Below are 20,546 nucleotides of genomic sequence, written 5' to 3' on the forward strand. Positions count from 1 at the left end.
ACCACGGTCATAAGATGATAAAATTAAATGGCTCAAAGAATTTCTCCTTTTGGTTGGTCTAATCAACTACCATTGTAAAGAAATTCTTTGGGTTTTTATTTTAAATTTTCTCGTTCGAATTAATTATAGAATCTGCCTAAACTTAAAAAATTTGGGCTGGTATATCATTTATGATCAAGTCGTTGATTAGAAAAATATGATTTTTCTGCCCAGCGTTAATTCAAAGAATATTCATCATAAATTAGGACAATACTGATTTAAACAGCGTAAAATATGCTGGTTCTAAAGCAGACTAAGGGAAATGATCTTTTAACAGATTATCCAACATCCGTTGTGTAAATGATGGTTGTTCCTGTGAAAACGGATGGCTACAATGTAGACAGTTAAACAGCAGAGCGGTTGCTAAAAGCAACACCGCGTTACCTGCTATTTAGAAAAACGGTTGAAAGGTCGACAGCAAGATGGTTGAAAAAGTTAGATTAGCAGATGAAGAAGACTTTACGAAAGTAGGTCTCCAAAAGAATCACATTGTTCCTCGTGAAGATGCCGGCGGACGAACCCCGAAGGCGAAAATTACGAATGGTGGTACTTTGATGCCAACCTTGATGATGGTTCCCAGTTAGTAACGACTTTTTATGCAAAATCAGTTGTTAACCCATCTCCAGGATTAAAGCCTGCAATGGAAGTTGAATGGACCAAGAGTGGTGGTTCTGCCATTAAGGAAAAGATTGAATTTAAGCCAGAAGAGTTTAGCGCAAGTCAAGTAAAGATACTTGTGATGTCAAAATGGGCAAGAACTATTTCAAGGGTGATTTGCACCACTATGAAATTGGTATCTTTGGTGAAAAGATCCAGGTTGAAGTTTCCTTTGATAACATCACACCAGCTTGGCGACCAAATTTGACGATTTACTATGGTAACCATGAAGAAAACAACTTCTCATGGTTGCCCGCTACTCCTTGTGGTCATGCCAAGGTAAAAATCACAGCCGATGGTTAGGAACCAAACCTTGAGGCTGATTGCTACCACGACTATGACTGGGGTGACGTGGCTTTGATGAAGGTCATGAACCACTGGTGCTGGGGGTCGTGCGAATATCGGCGATTACACCGTTATCAATTCTTACATGACGACTGAAAAGAAGTACGGTCATGCAAAAATTCCGGTTTTCTTGTTAGCGAAGCAAGAAGTGATTTTGGCAGATGACTTGCAGTACGTGACTTACTCAGAGACTGACAAGGCAATTGAACCTGTGATTAGTAAGCCTTATTAGCAAAACTTGGTGTTTGATTACAACAGTCCAAAAAAGCACTACCGCATCACAAATTCTGCTGAAAAGGTTATCAAACACGATAAAATGATTGATTAGATTGATTGTTTCAAGAAGTTGATGGCCAAGATGGTCGGCTTTGCCGGTGCCTATCTTCGTTTTTCAGGAATCGTGAAGTTGGGAATCCTTGAGGGCGATAACGTTGTCGAAACGCAAAGCAGCAAGGGGCTCTGGGAAGATGCTTATTTCGGTAAGACGATAGAAGACTAAAATTGGTCATTTTCGGTTGTAAATATTGGATTTTAAAATTAATCTAGAATATTGTGGGTAACTGATTTCATATGGTAAAATATAAACAACGCTAGGGGCGTCGATTTGACTGAGAAGAACCCTTTGAACCTGAACTAGTTAGTACTAGCGGAGGAAAGTGTCATTGCTAATGAATTTTTTAGTGGTGCTTTCTATCTAGAAAGCGCTTTTTTATTTGCAGCAAACGGCAATAGGGTGAGTCACTGAGATGTCTTTCTAAAAGGAAAGGTAGAGTAATGTCGAAAACAGTTTTGATTACGGGAAGTAGCCGAGGTTGATCAAATGGTGCAACAAGCCGTTGCTAAATTTGGTTCACTTGACACGGTTGTGAACAACGCCCTTATCAACTTTAAATTTGATCCAGTGGCACAGAAGCCATTTAAGGATTTGACTTGGAATTCTTATCAGGAGCAAATCGATGGTACATTGAAGGGAGCCTTTAATGTGACCCAAAGTGCCTTGCTACAAATGATGGCGCAAAAAGCTGGTCAAGTTGTTAATATTGGGACTAATTTATTTCAAAATCCCGTTGTGGCTTACCATGAATACACTACGGCCAAAGCGGCCATGATTGGCTTTACCCGTAATTTGGCAGTTGAGCTGGGCGAATTTGGTATCAACGTCAATATGGTTTCTGGTGGTCTTTTGCAAACAACGGATGCTAGTGCAGTCACAACGCCAGAAGTGTTTGACTACATCAAGCAGACAACGCCGCTACGCAAGGTGACGGAACCAAGCGATGTTGCCAAGGTCGTCCTCTTCCTTGGTAGTGCTCAGGGACGAGGATTAACGGCACAAAATGTGACGGTTGACGGCGGTTTGACAATGAATTAATTTGAACGAATTTGGCAATGTCCAAGACGGGCATTGCTTTTTATTTGCTGGGATAAAGGTGCAGTGGAATAGCTTCGGTTGGAATTATTGGTATTAAAATCAAGATAGAGTCTTTGGAGAGTGGGAGTTGTGAAGCAGTTATACTATGTAGCTAATTTTGTTTTGGCATTGATGTCGATTACGTTGGCATTACTGGATATTGGGGATGTCATTAATATTAAGGTGGGGATGCCTGCAATTATTAATCGTGATATTTTATTGTTCTTCTGGGTGGATTACATTGCTCGCTTGACGTTGGCAGTTGATAAAAAGGATTTTGTTAAGGGAAATGTTTTTGATCTATTAGTCATTATTCCAGTCGACTCGCTTTTTTCCGTCTTTAGAATTGCTCGAACCGTCCGCCTTCTAAAGTTATTAAAGGTCGTTAGAATTTTTGGCTTAACCGGCAAAATTAAGAATGATGTCGTCCGTTTTTTGAAAACTAATGGCTTTATTTACATGGTTTTGAGCGCCATCGCAATCATTTTGATTGGTGCGGGTATGTATTCGGCTGTTGAGGGAATCAATTATGGGAATGCCTTGTGGTGGGCGGTGACGACGACAACGACCGTTGGCTATGGTGATATTTCACCCCACTCGACTGTTGGCAAAGTGATTGCGACGGTTCTGATGTTTGTCGGAATCGGTTTGATTGGTAGCGTTACCAGCACATTGACGACCTTTTTCACAATTAAGGATGAAAAATCAGAAGTGGAGATGGTTGAAAATCGACTGCTAGCCATTGAACAACAAGTGAAAGAATTGACGACAATTCTGCGAGAAAAGGGATGAGTCTGTTGATTTTGGATTATTTTGGATTGGTTGACAGTCGATAATTTTGAAAGCCAATCTTGGGCGAAAGGCTTACTAGCAGGGGATTATGAGAACGAGTCACCGACAATTGTGCTTTTTATTCCTGTAGCCGAACATAAGTTCTACAAATTGTTATTAGAATGATAGACAAACTGACAACAAGAGAGTTAAACTAATGGAGTCAGTTACCAATCTCGTTATAAAAGGTTGGTACAAAATCTATTAGGTCCAGTTGAACATCAGGTCTGTAATGTCCTGATTTTTAATTGTTTGGGAGAGTTAGAATGTTTTTCTTGGTTTCATTGACTATCACTGGTTTGCTGTTTTTGACTGCAATTGTGAAGGCATACCATTTAGCACGACGCCGTCGAATCATTCGGGCAATGCTGAAGTGAGAAGTGAATCAAGCATTGGCTGAGCAAAATCAGCAGAATGATAATGACTTTGATTTTGATGTTCATACGCCAAAAGAGGTTCATGACTATCTAAAGAAGCAGTTCGAGGATGAAAATGCTTTAAACCTCGGCGACGGCCTCTTTATTGACGTAAAGACGGAGTACCTGTTTTACGACTTGGACCATGCTGATGCCGACGGCAACCTTTATTTCATTGAAAACTTTGATGAAATTGAGCACTATGAAGTGGTTGCGGAAACCGAAGAGACTAAGACCATTGCGGCAAACTTTTTAGATTTTGATGATGGTGATTTTGTTCATACAACACTCAGTCGGCGAGAAAATCCTGTGATTGGAACAAGTCCAGCTGATTATTTTGAAAAATTGTTGAAAAAATGCGTGAAGCAAAACCGGCAGGCCTACCAGGACTACTTGGTGAGTCAGGAGCGATAAAGGCGTTATTATATCCCCGCTTAATCTATTCACGTTACAATAAAGTTACGATTAGTATATTGAACGAGGTATAAAACGTGTTCTTATTATTTGGCTTAATATTAGTGATTTGGGGAATTGTTTCACTTTTCCGGTTCACTTTAAATGTATTTTCATACTTTTTAATTTTAGTTGGTATTTTGTTAGTGTTGAGTTTCTTCCTACATCACTGGATTTTTTCATTGATTATCGCGGCAGTTATCGTTTACATTGTCCGCAGTGGTAAGCGACGGGTGGTTGATGATCAACCGGATACGGGCTTTGGTCGTCGCGACATTAGCGATGAAGCAGAACAAAGCGATTCAAAATAATTTAAATATGACTTTGATAGAGGCGACCGAAAGGTCGTTTTTTTGTATAAGGAGTGTTAATCTATGCGGAAAAATAATAAATCAATTTAGTATTGTTTTTAATTTAAAATGTATTTACATGAAAAAAGTATTTAATAATATAAATTAGAGAAAAATAATGTAGAATAAAATTAATAAATAATGAGAAAATTTTTTTAATGAGAAGTGATAGGAGAAAGTAATGGGGTATAACATAGGACTTGATATCGGAACCGGTTCAGTTGGCTGGGCAGCTCTGACGGATGAAGGGAAATTAGCTCGAGCTAAGGGTAAAAATTTAATCGGCGTACGTCTTTTTGATTCAGCTCAATCAGCTGCTCAACGGCGCTCATACAGAACGACACGTCGTCGTTTATCTCGTCGTAAGTGGCGCTTGCGACTATTAGAAAATATCTTTTCTGATGAAATGGGAATGATTGATGAAAACTTTTTTGCCCGTTTAAAATACTCATACGTTCACCCAAAGGACGAAGTGAATAATGCTCATTATTACGGTGGCTATCTTTTTCCGACTCAACAGGAAACTCACGATTTTCATGAAAAATTCCAAACGATTTATCATTTACGACTAAAATTGATGATTGAGGATTGCAAGTTTGATTTGCGAGAAATCTATTTAGCGATGCATCATATCGTTAAGTATCGGGGCCATTTTCTGAACTCACAGTCTAAAATGACAATCGGGGATAGCTATAATCCTCGAGATTTTCAGCAAGCTATTCAAAATTATGCAGAAGCAAAGGGACTTATCTGGTCGTTGAATGACGCACAGGAGATGACAGATGTCTTGGTTGGGCAAGCCGGCTTTGGTTTGTCAAAAAAAGCAAAAGCAGAGCGTCTGTTATCAGCTTTTTCATTTGATACGAAAGAGGATAAAAAAGCGATTCAGGCAATATTAGCGGGAATTGTTGGCAATACCACTGATTTTACAAAGATTTTTAACCGTGAACGTAGCGGCGATGAGCTCAAAAAATGGAAATTAAAACTTGATAGTGAAGCTTTTGATGAGCAAAGCCAGGCGATTGTGGACGAGTTAGATGATGATGAAATGGAATTGTTTAATGCTATTCGACAAGCATTCGATGGCTTCACGCTGATGGATTTATTAGGCGATCAAACATCAATTTCGGCAGCGATGGTTAAGCGGTATCAACAGCATCATGATGATCTAAAGATGGTCAAGGAAATTGCTAAAAAGCAAGGCCTTTCTCATCAGGATTTTTCCAAAATTTATACAGCATTTTTGAAGGATGATACTGATAAGGGAATGAAAGCCTTATTAGATAAAGCTGATTTGGCAGATGATGTATTGGTTGAAATTCAACAACGAATTGAAAGCCATGACTTTTTGCCAAAACAGCGCACAAAAGCAAATTCGGTGATTCCGTACCAGCTTCATCTTGCAGAATTAGAAAAAATTATCGAAAATCAAGGGAAGTATTATCCATTTTTGCTGGATACATTTACGAATAAAGCTGGTGAAACAATTAATAAATTAGTCGAGCTAGTTAAATTTAGAGTACCTTACTATGTTGGTCCGATGGTTACAGCGGCCGATGTTGAAAAGGCCGGTGGGGATGCCACAAATCATTGGGTAAAGCGCAATGAGGGTTATGAAAAAAGTCCAGTAACACCATGGAACTTTGATCAAGTTTTCAATCGCGATCAAGCAGCTCAGGACTTTATTGATCGTTTGACTGGAACGGATACTTATTTAATTGGTGAACCAACACTGCTTAAAAATTCTTTGAAGTATCAGCTGTTTACTGTCTTGAATGAATTGAATAATGTGAAAATTAATGGTCATAAAATTGATGAGAAGACAAAGCATGTATTAATTCAGGACTTATTTAAATCGAAAAAAACTGTATCTGAAAAAGCTATTAAGGATTATTATCTTTCCCAAGGAATGGGTGAGATTCAAATTGTTGGTTTGGCTGACAAAACAAAGTTTAATAGCAACCTGTCCAGTTATATTGATTTAAGTAAAACGTTTGATGCAGAATTTATGGAAAATCCTGCAAACCAAGAATTGTTGGAAAATATCATTCAAATCCAGACAGTTTTTGAGGATGTAAAAATTGCTGAACGTGAATTACAAAAATTAGCTTTGCCCGATGAGCAAGTTCAGCAATTGGCTAAGACACACTATACTGGTTGGGGAAATCTGTCGGATAAGTTGTTATCGACACCGATTATTCAGGAGGGTTCACAAAAAGTTTCTATTCTGAATAAGCTTCAGACAACGTCTAAGAATTTCATGTCAATCATCACCGATAATAAATTTGGGGTTCAGCAATGGATTCAAGAACAGAATACGGCTGAAACAGCAGATAGTATTCAGGATAGAATCGATGAGTTGACTACAGCCCCTGCCAATAAGCGCGGAATCAAACAAGCCTTTAACGTTCTTTTTGATATTCAAAAGGCAATGGGGGAGGAACCTAATCGTGTTTATTTGGAATTTGCCAAGGAAACACAAAATTCAGTTCGGACAAATTCCCGATATAATCGTTTGAAAGATTTGTATAAGTCAAAAACTTTGTCAGATGATGTAAAAGCTCTAAAAGAAGAGTTAGAGAGCCAAAAGAGCAGCCTGCAAAGTGAACGGATTGGTGATCGCCTTTATTTGTATTTCCTTCAACAAGGAAAGGATATGTACACTGGTCAACCAATCAATATTGATAAATTATCAACAGATTATGATATTGACCATATTATTCCTCAGGCTTATACCAAAGATGATTCGATTGATAACCGTGTTTTGGTATCTCGTCCTGAAAATGCACGAAAATCAGATTCTGCCACGTATACAACGGAAGTACAGCAATCAGCCGGCGGATTGTGGAAAAGCCTGAAAAATGCTGGATTTATTTCACAAAAGAAGTATGACCGTTTGACAAAGGGTGGTGACTATTCTAAAGGGCAGAAAACAGGCTTTATTGCTCGTCAGTTAGTGGAAACTCGTCAAATTATTAAAAATGTTGCTTCATTAATTGAAAGCGAGTTTAGTCAAACAAAGGCAGTCGCAATTCGTTCTGAAATAACTGCCGACATGCGTCGTTTGGTAGCGATTAAAAAGCACCGTGAAATCAATTCATTCCACCATGCTTTTGATGCTTTGTTAATTACTGCAGCCGGTCAGTATATGCAGGCCCGTTATCCGGACCGTGATGGTGCGAACGTTTATAATGAGTTTGATTACTATACTAATACGTACCTGAAAGAATTGCGTCAATCGAGTTCAAGTAGTCAGGTAAGACGTTTGAAACCGTTCGGATTTGTTGTCGGTACAATGGCGAAAGGAAATGAAAACTGGTCAGAAGATGATACACAATATCTTCGACATGTCATGAACTTTAAGAACATTTTGACTACTCGTCGTAATGATAAGGATAATGGTGCCTTAAACAAAGAAACCATTTATGCAGTTGATCCCAAAGCTAAGTTAATTGGGACTAATAAGAAACGTCAAGATGTATCGTTGTATGGGGGCTATATTTATCCTTATTCTGCGTATATGACGTTGGTCCGAGCTAATGGAAAAAATCTGTTAGTGAAGGTTACTATCTCGGCAGCTGAAAAAATTAAATCTGGACAAATTGAGTTGTCAGAATATGTGCAACAACGTCCAGAGGTTAAAAAGTTTGAAAAGATTTTGATAAATAAATTAGCAATCGGACAGTTGGTAAACAATGATGGGAACTTAATATATTTAACTTCATATGAGTTTTATCATAATGCAAAACAATTATGGTTACCGACGGAAGAAGCTGATTTAATAAGTCAGTTAAATAAGGATTCCTCGGATGAGGACCTGATTAAAGGTTTTGATATTTTGACTAGTCCTGCAATTCTAAAACGATTCCCGTTTTACGAATTAGATTTAAAAAAGTTAGTTAATATTAGAGATAAATTTATTGCTGTAGAAAATAAATTTGATATTTTAATGGTGATTTTAAAAGCCCTGCAATTAGACGCGGCGCAACAGAAGCCTGTTAAAATGATTGATAAAAAGTCAGCAGATTGGAAAGATTATCGACAGCGTGGTGGGATTAAATTGTCAGATACTTCCGAAATTATTTACCAATCCACAACAGGTATTTTCGAAAAAAGAGTAAAAATTTCGAATTTGCTATAAGTAAAGTAAAAGGCACCGCTTGTTGAATAGCGGTGCCTTTTATTAAATAAAGACAAATAAAAAAGGCCATAAGGCCATCTTTTCAGATCATGAAGCTTGGGCATAAGCCCTTGCGTTACTTTAACCCTGTATGTCAGATTAATGGGTTCTTCCTTGAAAAATCTGTTAGCTAAACAAATTTTTCACGTGGTAGCTAACCACAAATTAATTATATCACATCGGAATGTGAAAAGGGAGAAAAAATGGCTTGGCGAACAATATTGATTAATGAACACGCAAAAATTAATTTTAAGATGAACGATATTAATGTTCAAACAAAAAACGAATCTTTCCAGATACCAATTGATGATATTCGAATATTAATATTGGGCAATACAAAATCTGTGATTACATCTTATGCTATTAACGAATTGAATAAGAAACACGTGAAAATCATTACCTGTGATGAAAAGGGCATGCCTGTTGGTGAATATTGTGGCTATCATGAAAATGTTCATCAGAATGCTAATTTACAAAAACAAATTTTGTGGACAGATGATCTGAAAAAACATTTATGGAAAAAAATAGTATCGACTAAAATTATAAATCAACATCAAGCACTGCCAAAAGACGTTCAGATTGAATTTTTGAAATTACAGGAATTATCTGACAAAGTGAAGTTCGGGGACCCAGAAAACATTGAAGGCCAAGCTGCTAGGCAGTATTTTCCAAGAATGTACGGTAAGGAGTTTAAAAGGTCTAATGAAGAACTGTTAATCAATGCTCACTTAAACTATGGTTATTCGATTCTCTTATCAGCTGTGAGTCGTGAAATTGTTGCGGCCGGTTATTTAACCCAGTTAGGGGTGCACCATCAAAGTGGAAGTAACGCCTTTAATTTGGCATCTGATTTAATGGAACCATTTCGTCCTTATATTGATCGGGTCGTATTAAATCAGCAAAATTTATCGTTATCACTTGATTTGAAGCTAAATTTGATCAACGTGCTAAACGAAATAATTAGCTATAACGGTAAAAAAGTTGAAATGGCACAGGCGATTCAACAGCATGTATTAGCGTGCTTAAAATATTTGAGTTCTGAAAGTGAATCGCTGCCGGAAATGGAGTTTATTTTATGAGGTACCGAATTATGCGATTAATTGTGATGTTTGATTTACCGGTGGAGACATCAATAGAACAAAGAGAATACCGTCAATTCCGAAAGGCTTTACTAAGCGAAGGATTTTTAATGATGCAAGAAAGCATTTATGTTCGTGTGGTGACTAATCAGAAAGCGGCAAATTTATTAGAAAAACGAATTAAAGCTTTTGTTCCAAAGGATGGGTTGATTCAAACTTTGCAAGTGACTGAAAAGCAATATGCAAGTATTCATTTTCTTGTTGGAGAACCAAAAAATGATATTAAAAATAGAGATGATAAGGTGATTGTGATATGACTATTGGACAATTGAATATTGAAGGTGCTGGAACGATCCAGATAGACGAAGGGCTGAATTTAATCAGTTTTGCTGATGCTCAATTATACAACCGTGTTATCCAGGCTATCAGAGTGGGTATTGGAGACAAGATTGTTTACAGTGAAAATCATCAACCGAAGGCATTGAATAAAGTAGGAATGTTTCTGGGTGATCCAGTCGGGGGTTCTGATATTAAAAGTTATTATAGTAAATTCATTCCTACTATTTTGGAGACAGCAATATCAGATGAGCGACGTGATAAAGTTTATCATTTAAGTATGGAGTTACAATCGCTTCTGGCTGAAGAAATTATTGATAGTAATTTGCCATTCAGAATTGAAAGTGAATGGAACTTAGAAAAAATTATAAAATCACAAAATATTACTATTGAAAAAAGCAATGTGAATACGATATTTGATAAAATAGAAGATATAGTACACACGATGGGGATGTTAAATGAAGAGCGATATTTGCTATTAACAAACTTATCTTTGTATTGTGATATGTCAGAATTAAATCAACTCCATCAATGCCTTTTAGCTGAAGGTATTAATCTCATATCTCTGAACTTAAGCAGGGAGAACGCCATTAATGATGAAACGTTTAAAGCGAGCTATATTGACCAGGATTTTGTACTTTTTACTTAGTATGTGTCTTGTAACTATTGAGCGGTAGGCTTTAGATGTATGTCAGATTAATGGGGTTTCTTCCAGTAACACCATTGATCGTTGAACAAATGGAGCTTTAGATGTATGTCAGATTAATGGGGTTTCTTCCATTTTGCAAGTCGCTAAGAATGTTGAAATGGCTTTAGATGTATGTCAGATTAATGGGGTTTCTTCCAACGCCCAGTATGCAGACAAGAAAGTTGATGCTTTAGATGTATGTCAGATTAATGGGGTTTCTTCATGTCGTTAGCGTTTGGTTTGCCAGTTGTTTTAACGGGGTGGACGTTATATATTACCCAAATTTTGTCGAATATGGATCGATTGAACTCATATAGCACAGTTACCTTGATATCGGGGTAACATGTCCTTGAGATTCAAACTTGAGTTAACAATACGGAATCATCGATTAATACTTATTGGGCGAATTATTAGAAAAGACTAGTGCAATAGCTAGTCTTTTTTGACAAAGTTTTTCTTTTTATCCCAACTGGTCTATAATCAAAATTACTTATTCTACTTGAAAAAAGGACGGATTGATGAAAATTGGTATTACAGCAGATGCAAATATGCAACAAACGGCCCCGAGTCGATTGAAGTTAGCCGATTATGTTCAAAAACGCCTAGTGGACGTCTTGGTTAAAAACGACGTGGTTCCAATGATTTTGCCGATTGCCAAGCCAGAAATGGCGACGGAGATGGTTGGGATGGTCGATGCGATTATTATTCCGGGTGGACCGGATGTTTCACCACACCTTTACGGTGAAGATCCACACCAGCACATTGGCGTAACGTATGTGCCACGTGATGACTTTGAAAAGGCGGTTATCGAAGAAAGCGTTCGGCAGAACAAACCTGTTTTTGGAATTTGCCGTGGGATTCAAATCATTAATGTTACTTTTGGTGGAACACTGTATCAAGATCTGACCTCACAATATGAGCAAGAAACCATTCGCCACGAACAGGTGCCGGATTCGGCTTTCCCAACTCATTTTGTCAATGTGGAAGAAGGTAGCTTTGTGGCCAAATCTCAAGGAGCTCACCCCTTCGTCAACTCCAAGCACCATCAAGCGGTGAAAATGGTTGCGGACGGTTTCGAGGTCACTGCACGGGCTAATGATGGCGTGATTGAAGCGATTGAAAATCCTGATTTGGCAGTTTATGGTGTTCAATGGCATCCGGAAACTTTTTGGTCTGACCATGAAAATCAGGAAAAGCTTTTCCAGGATTTCTTTGCTTTGGTGGCTGAAAAAAAGGCCTAATTGAACGATGATAAATACGGCGATAAACCCCTAATTTTACAATACTGGGATCCGTAAATTTATGCCAAATGGGAATAAATTTTGCAAACTAAATTGCTTATAATGGTGGCAAGAGAAAGCCAAATTTAATAGCAATGAGGTGATTAGAATGCAAAAATATTTATGGCCGGTGACCAAGGGCGGAATCATTTTTATGGGACTGCTGTTGATGGATTTCTTTGTTGCAATGTTTAGTATTTCCCAAAGTGGGGTGACAGAAACCGCACTAGGAATTCGGATTGAGACTGAACGCGATGCTCGCTCAATGAGCAATGTCGTGACGGGAACCTGGGATATGCTGGTGTACTTTACCGTCTTTATGGTTCTTTGGTTGGCTTATTCTTATGTTAAAAATAAAAATGCCGCTACTAAATAAAAGTGAACAAAAAAAGACCGACTTGAAGTCGGTCTTTTTATTTGATTTGATAAAGGCACCAGACCATCTCGGGGTGGTATTCCTTGATGATGGTCAATGAATCGTGGGGGAGGAAGGACTGCTTACTGAAGATGGCGTATTGGTAGTTGCCTTCCTCAAAGGCTGTCTGTGCGAGCGGCTTGCTGGGTACAAAGTCAACGGCCAGATTTTGGTGACTATCAATCATGTATTGATGAATCAGCTCCGTCGTTGCCGGATGGAGGATGGCTTTTTTGTTTTTCAACGCTTGGTTTTCCGTTAACAACATCGGCATAGTTGGCAAAGCAAAGGTCGTCTGAATCGTCAGGTGGTCGAGGTAGCGGTAGTTGTTTCTTGTCCAACTGTCACCATCGTCCGATTGGTAGGCGGTTGGGACCAAAAAATAATCACCGGTAAAGTCAGTCAGATGCTGGTAGACGTCCTCAAAGTTGTCATGCAGGGTAATCGTGAGGCCCCGATAGTCAGGGTCCTCATCTTGCAGGTGCTTTGCGGCTTTATAGCTGTCGGTTGTTTTTGGTCCTAGGGTATGAATAGTAGCCATCGTCAATCCTCCTAAATGCTGACGTTGATTGTATGAATAATTTCTTCGGCGATTTCAGCCGGTTGTTTGCCATCGACGGTAATGATTTCACTGGCAATTTTTTCGTAAATTGGCTGGCGCGTCTGCTTGAGTTCTAGCAGGCCGTCCATCCCCAGTTGCTGGAAGAGTGGACGACTAGCGACACCATCGGCCAAGAGGCGGGTGGTAATGGTTTGGTCACTGGCATCCAAAAAGATAACGGGGCCATCCTGATTTTTCAGTAGGTCCTGGTTGCTGACCTGAACCGGGGTACCACCTCCAGTTGACAGAATGCCTTCCAAACTCAGTGCCTCGGCTAAGACTTTTTGTTCGAGTTGGCGAAACTGAGCCTCACCGAACTGTTCGAAGTAGGCGGGGATGGTCAGGCCCGCAGCTTGCTCAATCAGGGTATCGAGATCGTTATTTGGTAAGGTCAACTGTTGGCTGAGTTCTTGGGCAACGGTAGTTTTGCCGGAACCCATGAAGCCAATTAAGGTAATTCTCATCTCTTTTCCTCCAATCTTAGGCGGGCCTCGTTGGCGGCCTGTAGTTGATCATGAATACTGTTTTGGTCATCAACCGCAATGGCGGTCCGTAACCTGGTTAGTTGCTTTTGAAATTGATCAATTTGTGCTAATAAATTAGCGCGTTCGCTCGTGAAAATAGCGGTCCACATGTCAGGATCTGCCTTGGCAATCCGCGTGGTGTCTAAGAGGCCACCGGAAGGAATGCCGGGGTCGATGGCCATATCGTCCACTTCAGGAATAATGGTATTGGTCAGGGCAAAGGCGACCATGTGGGGCAGGTGGCTCGTGGCTGAAACGAGTTGGTCGTGTTGCTTGGCAGTCAGAGAGCTAAAGTGAAGCTGACCAGGGGCCAAGAGCGCCTGATATTCCTTGATGGCTGCTGGGCTGGCGTTACCATTCACTAAGAAGAAACTATGGTTGGCAAAGAGGTCTAGCCGACTATTCTTGCTTCCTGTTAGGTGGGAACCAGCCATCGGGTGGCCGCCTAAGAATTGAACACCACGGTTCATGAGTGGCTCAGCGGCAGCTAGGATGGTTTCCTTGCTGCTGCCGACATCGGTCACGAGGACACCTGATTTTAAATCAAGCCCTGCCAACTGGCGTAGGCTTGAGCAGATGCCGGAAACGGGTGTGGCTAGGATGATTAAATCAGCCTGCTTGGCCCCCGTTTCAAAGTCGACGGCCGAAGCAACAACGCCATCGTCCACCATCGTGGCGATATTTTCTTGTTTTGGATCAAAAGCAATAATGGTTGTGGCCGGGTTAGCGGCTTTGATGATCCTGGCCATGGTGGCCCCAATTAGCCCTAACCCGTTGATAAAGACAGTTTTCAATTTGATCAACTCCTTAATCGTTGCAAGTCAGCTAAAAAGCTGGGGTAAGAAATATTAACGGCATTAAAGTCTCGAATCGTCACGCCCTCTGGAACCAGTAAGGAAGCAATTTTGAGGGTCATTGCAATTCGGTGGTCTTGGTGGCTGTCCAAATCAGTGTTTTGCACTTGCCAACTCTTGTGGCCATCAATCACGAAGCCATCAGGTAATTCCTCGATAGCAATGCCGAGCTTCCGGAATTCTTCTGCCACGACCGCTAGTCGGTCAGATTCCTTGAAGCGTAATTCTTCAGCGCCGGTAATGCGGCTGACACCATCCGCTCTGGCCGCTAAGAGGGCTAAGAGGGGCACTTCATCAACAAGGGCGGGGATTTCTTCAGCACCAATTTCAAAGGGCTTGAGTGCCGAGGCCGTGATGGTAATATCGGCAGATGGTTCCGTTTCCTCGTTGGCCTGGGGGCGTTCTTGAATGGACAGTTGGGCACCCATTTGCTGTAGAACTGAGAGAATACCGGTACGCGTTTGATTAATTCCAACATTTTCAATCGTGATGGAAGAACCAGGCACAATCGCACCCGCAACCAGCCAGAAGGCGGCAGAGGAAATATCACCAGGAACGGTGACGTGTTGGGCGATCAGAGGATGGCCAGGGTGAATGGTAATTTTGTGGTCCTCACGGTCAATGCTGGCCGGGCTAAAGGCAGCCAACATCCGTTCCGTATGGTCTCTTGAAGCCGTTGGTTCCTCAATCACGGTATTGCCCGTTGCTTGAAGAGCGGCGAGGATGATGGCACTTTTGACTTGGGCACTGGCAACTGGCAGGCGGTAATGAATCTCGTGGAGAGAGCGACCGAAGACCGTTAATGGCAGGTGGTTTTCAGTGCTGGTAAAATCAGCTCCCATCTGGCTGAGTGGGTCGGTGACCCGGGCCATTGGTCGCTTGGAAAGTGAAGCATCCCCCACCAACGTTGAATCAAAGTCCTGACCCGCCAAGAGACCGGTAATCAACCGAGTTGACGTACCGGAATTGCCCATGTCCAGAGGCTGGTTGCTTTGCGTCAGTCCCTTTAAACCAACACCGGTGACCACGACCTGGCCGTCTCGTTCATCAATTTTGACCCCCAAATCCTTGAAGGCCTGCATCGTAGACAGGCAGTCAGCTGATTTCAAAAAATTATCAATCGTTGTTACACCCGTGCTAATCGCCGCAAAGATAATGCTACGGTGGGAGATACTCTTGTCACCGGGAACGGTGATGTGTCCGGTTAATTTTGTTCGATTTTGTTCTGCCATGATTTATCCTTAGAAATTCTTGAGTTCACGACGGTAGTCTGCCATTTGCTTTTGCAAGCGGGCGAGGTTGCTGCCATCGAAAGTATCGGTAATTGCTTTGGCCAATTCGATAGCAATCACGCTTTCAATCACAATTGAGGCGGGCACAATTGCGGTGGTATCGGAGCGTTCCACCGTAGCCTTTTTGACTTCCTTACTATTGATGTCGGCACTTTGCAATGGCTTGTACAGCGTTGGAATGGGCTTCATCGCGGCTTTAACAATCACGGGCATGCCGTTGGTCATCCCACCTTCAAACCCGCCCAGGTGGTCGGAATTACGGGAAAAGCCTTGGCCTTCTTGCCAGTCAATTTCGTCCATGACCTGGCTGCCGGGGTGCTCGGCATTTTCAAAGCCATCACCGATTTCAACACCCTTCATGGCATTGACACCCATTACGGCTGCTGCGAGCTTGGCATCTAATTTTGTATCCCAGGAAACATATGATCCTAAGCCGGCTGGCACGTTTTCAGCCACCACTCGGATGACACCACCCAAAGTATCGCCATTGCGCTTCGCCGTATCAATTAATTCATGAATGGCTGTTACCTGGGTCTCTTCGGTGAGACGCAAGTTGTTTTGACCAATCAACTTTTCAATTTGGTCAACATCCGTGGGTTGGTTACCCTCGGCATGGATGCCACCAATGGCTTCCACGTAGCCGACAATCTTGATATCTAGGGCTTGCAAGACCTGCTTGCAGATATTACCGATAGCAACCCGCATGGCTGTTTCACGGGCTGATGACCGTTCCAAAACATTGCGCATGTCGCGGTGACCATATTTCATCCCACCGACCAAATCAGCATGGCCGGGGCGGGGACGACTAACGGACCGCAGGGTGTTTTCAGGCGTTTCCTCTGAGGTGGGATTCATGATTTCAGACCATTGCTTATGGTCGCGGTTTTTAACCGTTAAGGCAATTGGGGAACCGAGCGTCTTGCCGTGGCGGACACCACCAGTGATAATGACCTGATCGTGCTCAATTTTTTGCCGGTTACCACGGCCGTAGCCACCCTGACGGGCAGCCAAGGCGGCGTTAATCTCATCGATATCGAGTTTTAGACCAGCGGGGATGCCTGTCAAGATTCCTGAAAGTTCCGGTCCGTGTGATTCGCCAGCGGTTAAGTATGTGAGCATAATGTTTTTCCTTTTCTATTTCTGGATGGGGTCTGGAGAGTAGTTGTTGCGGAGGTGGCGAATGATGGAAAGCGATTTGCCACTACCTCGTTCTTATTTCAGTGATGCCTGGTACTTGCGGGAATTATCCATAATGGTTTGGATAATGTCTTGATTATAAGCCACCAGGTCCTTATTTTTGGTTTTCTTGGCAACATTGTCGAGAACCTGCCGCTCGCGGTCGAGGTCTTTGATGGCAATTTGGCCATTTTGCTTGAACTTATGCACATCATCAACAGCGGCGAAGCGTTGTTCGAGGAGGTCAATCAATTGTGCATCGATGTGGTTAATGTCTTCCCGTGCGTCGGCTAAAGAGGTGTTGGCCCGCTTTTCCCTTGGCAATGCCCAGAACATAATCACGGCGACTGCTAGGCCAACCAAGGCGACCAGAATGTCACCGGCCATGATGTTCATGCTTGGGTTCTTCACAATCAGTCCGGTAATGATTGGCACTGAGAAGGAAGCTAGGGAGCCGAAGATAAAGAAGAGACCCGTTAACATGCCCTTGTGCTTTGGGTAGATGGATAAGAGGGTGTTCAAGGCGATTTGCATCAAACCACCCGCAGCGCTCAAACCAAAGAGGAAGGTGGCGATGGCCGAAACCGTTTCGTTGGTACTCAAGGTAATCGTGGTGATAGCCAGTAATGAGACGGCATTTAATGTGAGGAAGAGCTCTTTTTTAATGGTCAGGCGCTTTAGTAAGACTACGACGATGATCACGCCACTGATGGAACCAAGGCTGTAAAGGGAAAGGAGGAAGTGAGCCATGGCGGCCGTGAAATCAATTTTCTTAGCAAAGATGGTAATCCATTGGGTAAACCAAATCATGACGGCCATTGAGGTGTAGCCGTAGACAAAGAGGCCAGCAGTCAAGGCTGATTTCTTAGCAAAGCCAAGCTTGAGGCCGGACGTTTCTGCAACAGCGGCCGTTTCCTTGGCGTCCTTCACGTTAATCGTGAGAACGTTGGCGAGGTTGACCAGCAAAATCGCGGCTGGAACCAAGAATGAAAGGCCGAACCAAAGCTTTTGCTCGGTTAAGAAGAGAACGATTAGTGGCAAGATGAATTCGCCGACAGAAATGAAGGCCTTCAAGAGGACACTATTACTGGTTCCGTTTTGGTTGATTTCTGCCAAAAGTGGGTAGGTTGCTGAGTCGAGGGCTGAGTTGGCTACGCCGGCCAAGATGGCTAAGCCGTAGGCCAGGGCAATCGATTGGTTCAACGGTGTTGCCACGAAAAAAATCAGGTATGTAATCATACCGATTAAGAGGGTTGTCTTGCGGCCAAAGCGGTCAGAGATAAAGCCCATAATCAGGTAGGCGATGAGACGGCCGATACCAATTCCGGAAAGGATAAAGGAGGCCACTGTTAATGTGGATTGCCAGTGATGGGCCAGGGTGACCAGGTTTTGGGTCAGAATAATCATGCCAAAGCCGTGGACTAAGTAGTTGGTGAAGAGGCCGGCTTTGAGACGAAGGCGGGAAGTTTGCATAACGATTTCTCCTTAGAGTAGCTGAAAGATTTGACGAATTTGAGCGATTGTGAGCTGACCGGGTGCTGACCCGCTGGCTTCATCGAGGCTGGCGAAGGTAATCGCTGACCCGCTTAGTTGACCGGCGATCCGACTGATTTTACCAAGGTCACCCATGGCCATTGTGACGATGGGGATGGCTAGGCTTTCCTGAGCGGTTTGGCTGGCGGTTAAGAGGCGTAAGACATCAGCCTTGGCGGTTGGCATAACAGCAATCTTAGCCATGTCCGCCTTCAAGTTGGCCATTTTTTCGAATTGATTTTGTAAAAAGGCGTTGGTTGGGGTTGATTGGAAGTTGTGGTAACTAGCGATGACCTGAAGGTTTTGATTATGGATGGCTTGGATGGCCTTTTCAACCATTTTTTGGTCGTGGTCAACTTCGACATCAATCAGGTCAAAATCACTTTGAGCAAGTTTAGCTAAGAGGTCGCCGTAAGCTGCTTCTTCAAGTGGCATGGCACCGCCCTCACCCTGTGTTCGAAAGGTGGCGATAATGGGGAGGTCACCCAAGCCGGTCGTTAGGGCGGCTCGGATATCTTTTAAATCCTTTAATTCTGGGGTGTGGTCGAGGTGGTCAATCCGCCATTCGACTAAATCAGGTTGGCTTTCCTTGATGGCTGGTAGTTGCGCCTTCAGCTCATCTAGGTTAGCGGCGACAATGGGGAGGGCAATAGCACTTTGGTCGTTTTCCCCGATGATGATATTGTGACAGGTCAGTGTTTTCATTGATGGTCCTTCTCCTCAATTGCCGCTTGGACGAGGTCGATTGGCATGTCTTGGCCGGTCCAAAGTTTGAAGGCGGCTGCGCCTTGTTCAATCATCATCCCCAAGCCGTTGTAAACGTGGTCGACGCCGGCATTCTTGGCAATGGTCATGAGCTTGGTTTCTCTTGGAGCGTAAACTGTGTCGTAAACGACCAGATCCTTTTTGAACCAGGTTGGGTCTTCGACCAGGCTTTGGTCTTCCAATGGTTTCATGCCAACGCCGGTGGCATCACAGAAGATGTCTGCCCAAGCGAGGGCTTCTTTTAAAGCGGCTTGATCAGCAAGGTCTGTTAAGCTGGCCTGGCAATTGGTTTTCTCATTGATGATGTCAACGGTTTCTTTTGCGTGGTCGAACCGGCCGTCGTGACGGTTGAAAATCCTGATTTCGCTGAGGCTATCGAGTGCAGACTGAGTCGCAATGGGTGTTCCAGCACCACCGGCACCAATCAAGACCATCTTTTTTCCAGCAACTTCATGGCCCTTTTTCTTTAAATCAGTGACGAAGCCGACGCCGTCAGTGGTGTAACCGGTTAAGACGCCGTTATCGTTGACCACAGTGTTGACGGCTTGGTTGAGCTCGGCTGAAATATCGAGCTTGTCGAGGTAGGGGATGATGGCCTGCTTATTGGGCATTGAGACGTTGGAACCGCGCATGTCTAAGGTGCGGATAGCAGCGACACCATTCTTGAGCTTCTCGGTTGGGACATCAAAAGCCAGGTAAACGAAGTTTAGGTTCAAGGCCTCAAAGGCGGTGTTGTGCATGGTTGGTGACATGGAGTGGCGGATGGGGTAGGCCATCAAGCCAATTAAGTAAGTGTGTCCATCAATTCTTGTCATGTGATTCTTCCTTTCTGATTTAAATAAAAAAACCGGCTAGGTAAAGACCTAGTCGGCTGATTGCTCACAGTGAGAAAGAAAAGATTCCATCATGATTGCCATCGATTACCGACTAGGTGTTACATCTAGTCGGCCAACACAAAGATGACTTTATTACCTAGATGCGTACGCTTGAGCACGTCCGCATCGAGAATTGGACGTGCTATCTAAAGTAATAAAAGCCATAATAACGACTCATCATTTGTGCTGATGGTTTTTTCATTGTTGGAATCCCTTTCCGTTAAGTTGCTTTAATTAAAACATAAGAAATTTGTTTTTGCAAGAGTTATTATCATCTTTTTCTCATTTTATTCTTTTTTCGTTCATTTTGTGTGGTGCCTAAATAATAGACTATATAAGAAGAAATGTTTGGATATCAGTTGCTCTTTCTTGGATTAAGTTATTTTTTAAATGGCAGATTACAAGTTTAATTCGAACAACTCCGAAAAACTTCTAGTGGCGTCTGG

The 20,546-nt window shown here is 42.4% G+C and carries 21 protein-coding genes, 1 pseudogene, 1 CRISPR repeat array and 1 riboswitch; of the genes and pseudogenes, 14 read left to right on the forward strand and 8 right to left on the reverse strand.

The features are described 5' to 3' along the window. The first annotated feature begins 461 nt into the window (after positions 1-461). The 14 genes and pseudogenes from FEFB_RS08785 (at position 462) to FEFB_RS06800 (ending at position 12,441) form a co-directional block, all read left to right on the forward strand. Positions 462-623 (forward strand): hypothetical protein, encoded by a 162-nt coding sequence (locus FEFB_RS08785; protein ID WP_161795106.1) that lies wholly within the window; start codon positions 462-464, stop codon positions 621-623. Positions 624-786: 163 nt separating this feature from the next. Next, entirely contained in the window at positions 787-999 is a 213-nt protein-coding gene (locus FEFB_RS06750; protein WP_047975486.1) for a hypothetical protein, read from the forward strand. A 127-nt stretch (positions 1,000-1,126) separates the two neighbouring features. Next, positions 1,127-1,273 carry a hypothetical protein gene (locus tag FEFB_RS08790; RefSeq protein ID WP_161795107.1) on the forward strand — a complete coding sequence of 49 codons (147 nt, stop codon included), beginning with the start codon at positions 1,127-1,129 and terminating at the stop codon, positions 1,271-1,273. A 117-nt stretch (positions 1,274-1,390) separates the two neighbouring features. Further along, positions 1,391-1,540, forward strand: coding sequence for a hypothetical protein (locus FEFB_RS08795; RefSeq protein ID WP_161795108.1), 150 nt, complete (start codon positions 1,391-1,393; stop codon positions 1,538-1,540). Positions 1,541-1,623: 83 nt separating this feature from the next. After that, a riboswitch (TPP riboswitch) is annotated at positions 1,624-1,713 on the forward strand. A 139-nt stretch (positions 1,714-1,852) separates the two neighbouring features. Continuing rightward, positions 1,853-2,413 (forward strand): annotated as a pseudogene (locus FEFB_RS06755) (SDR family oxidoreductase); the annotation flags it as partial. 129 nt (positions 2,414-2,542) lie between these two features. Beyond that, positions 2,543-3,244, forward strand: coding sequence for a potassium channel family protein (locus FEFB_RS06760; protein ID WP_235271972.1), 702 nt, complete (start codon positions 2,543-2,545; stop codon positions 3,242-3,244). A gap of 419 nt (positions 3,245-3,663) precedes the next feature. Continuing rightward, positions 3,664-4,113 (forward strand): hypothetical protein, encoded by a 450-nt coding sequence (locus FEFB_RS06765; protein WP_047975488.1) that lies wholly within the window; start codon positions 3,664-3,666, stop codon positions 4,111-4,113. 77 nt (positions 4,114-4,190) lie between these two features. Beyond that, positions 4,191-4,463, forward strand: coding sequence for a hypothetical protein (locus FEFB_RS06770; protein WP_047975489.1), 273 nt, complete (start codon positions 4,191-4,193; stop codon positions 4,461-4,463). Between the two features lie 220 nt (positions 4,464-4,683). After that, the gene (cas9, locus tag FEFB_RS06775) at positions 4,684-8,643 is read left to right on the forward strand and encodes a type II CRISPR RNA-guided endonuclease Cas9 (protein WP_047975490.1); all 3,960 of its coding nucleotides are present in this window, start codon (positions 4,684-4,686) and stop codon (positions 8,641-8,643) included. A 242-nt stretch (positions 8,644-8,885) separates the two neighbouring features. Beyond that, positions 8,886-9,761 (forward strand): type II CRISPR-associated endonuclease Cas1, encoded by an 876-nt coding sequence (gene cas1 / locus FEFB_RS06780; RefSeq protein ID WP_047975491.1) that lies wholly within the window; start codon positions 8,886-8,888, stop codon positions 9,759-9,761. 11 nt (positions 9,762-9,772) lie between these two features. Continuing rightward, positions 9,773-10,078: a CRISPR-associated endonuclease Cas2 gene (gene cas2 / locus FEFB_RS06785; RefSeq protein ID WP_047975504.1), complete on the forward strand. Its 306-nt coding sequence runs from the start codon at positions 9,773-9,775 to the stop codon at positions 10,076-10,078. After that, positions 10,075-10,746, forward strand: coding sequence for a type II-A CRISPR-associated protein Csn2 (csn2, locus tag FEFB_RS06790; RefSeq protein ID WP_047975492.1), 672 nt, complete (start codon positions 10,075-10,077; stop codon positions 10,744-10,746). Before cas2 ends, csn2 begins: the two co-directional genes overlap by 4 nt. A gap of 27 nt (positions 10,747-10,773) precedes the next feature. Beyond that, positions 10,774-11,009: direct repeats of the CRISPR family, unit length 37 nt; unit sequence GCTTTAGATGTATGTCAGATTAATGGGGTTTCTTCCA. A 294-nt stretch (positions 11,010-11,303) separates the two neighbouring features. Then, positions 11,304-12,026, forward strand: coding sequence for a gamma-glutamyl-gamma-aminobutyrate hydrolase family protein (locus FEFB_RS06795; RefSeq protein ID WP_053068975.1), 723 nt, complete (start codon positions 11,304-11,306; stop codon positions 12,024-12,026). 148 nt (positions 12,027-12,174) lie between these two features. Then, entirely contained in the window at positions 12,175-12,441 is a 267-nt protein-coding gene (locus FEFB_RS06800; RefSeq protein WP_047975494.1) for a hypothetical protein, read from the forward strand. 37 nt (positions 12,442-12,478) lie between these two features. Here the strand turns inward: FEFB_RS06800 and FEFB_RS06805 are convergent, their stop codons facing one another. The 8 genes from FEFB_RS06805 to FEFB_RS06840 form a co-directional block, all read right to left on the reverse strand. Further along, positions 12,479-13,021: a hypothetical protein gene (locus FEFB_RS06805; protein WP_047975495.1), complete on the reverse strand. Its 543-nt coding sequence runs from the start codon at positions 13,019-13,021 to the stop codon at positions 12,479-12,481. Between the two features lie 11 nt (positions 13,022-13,032). Beyond that, the gene (locus FEFB_RS06810; RefSeq protein WP_047975496.1) at positions 13,033-13,545 is read right to left on the reverse strand and encodes a shikimate kinase; all 513 of its coding nucleotides are present in this window, start codon (positions 13,543-13,545) and stop codon (positions 13,033-13,035) included. Next, entirely contained in the window at positions 13,542-14,399 is an 858-nt protein-coding gene (locus FEFB_RS06815; RefSeq protein WP_047975497.1) for a prephenate dehydrogenase/arogenate dehydrogenase family protein, read from the reverse strand. Before FEFB_RS06815 ends, FEFB_RS06810 begins: the two co-directional genes overlap by 4 nt. Positions 14,400-14,404: 5 nt before the next feature. Beyond that, positions 14,405-15,691 (reverse strand): 3-phosphoshikimate 1-carboxyvinyltransferase, encoded by a 1,287-nt coding sequence (aroA, locus tag FEFB_RS06820; protein ID WP_047975498.1) that lies wholly within the window; start codon positions 15,689-15,691, stop codon positions 14,405-14,407. Between the two features lie 9 nt (positions 15,692-15,700). Next, positions 15,701-16,870 carry a chorismate synthase gene (gene aroC, locus FEFB_RS06825; protein ID WP_047975499.1) on the reverse strand — a complete coding sequence of 390 codons (1,170 nt, stop codon included), beginning with the start codon at positions 16,868-16,870 and terminating at the stop codon, positions 15,701-15,703. Between the two features lie 93 nt (positions 16,871-16,963). Beyond that, positions 16,964-18,400: an MFS transporter gene (locus tag FEFB_RS06830; RefSeq protein WP_047975500.1), complete on the reverse strand. Its 1,437-nt coding sequence runs from the start codon at positions 18,398-18,400 to the stop codon at positions 16,964-16,966. A 12-nt stretch (positions 18,401-18,412) separates the two neighbouring features. Beyond that, the gene (gene aroD, locus FEFB_RS06835; protein WP_047975501.1) at positions 18,413-19,165 is read right to left on the reverse strand and encodes a type I 3-dehydroquinate dehydratase; all 753 of its coding nucleotides are present in this window, start codon (positions 19,163-19,165) and stop codon (positions 18,413-18,415) included. Beyond that, a complete protein-coding gene (locus FEFB_RS06840; RefSeq protein ID WP_047975502.1) occupies positions 19,162-20,040 on the reverse strand; it encodes a shikimate dehydrogenase in 879 nt (292 codons plus the stop codon). Before FEFB_RS06840 ends, aroD begins: the two co-directional genes overlap by 4 nt. Between the last annotated feature and the right edge of the window lie 506 nt (positions 20,041-20,546).

Origin of the sequence: Fructobacillus sp. EFB-N1 (assembly GCF_001038455.1) — a bacterium.
GTDB lineage: Bacteria > Bacillota > Bacilli > Lactobacillales > Lactobacillaceae > Fructobacillus > Fructobacillus cardui.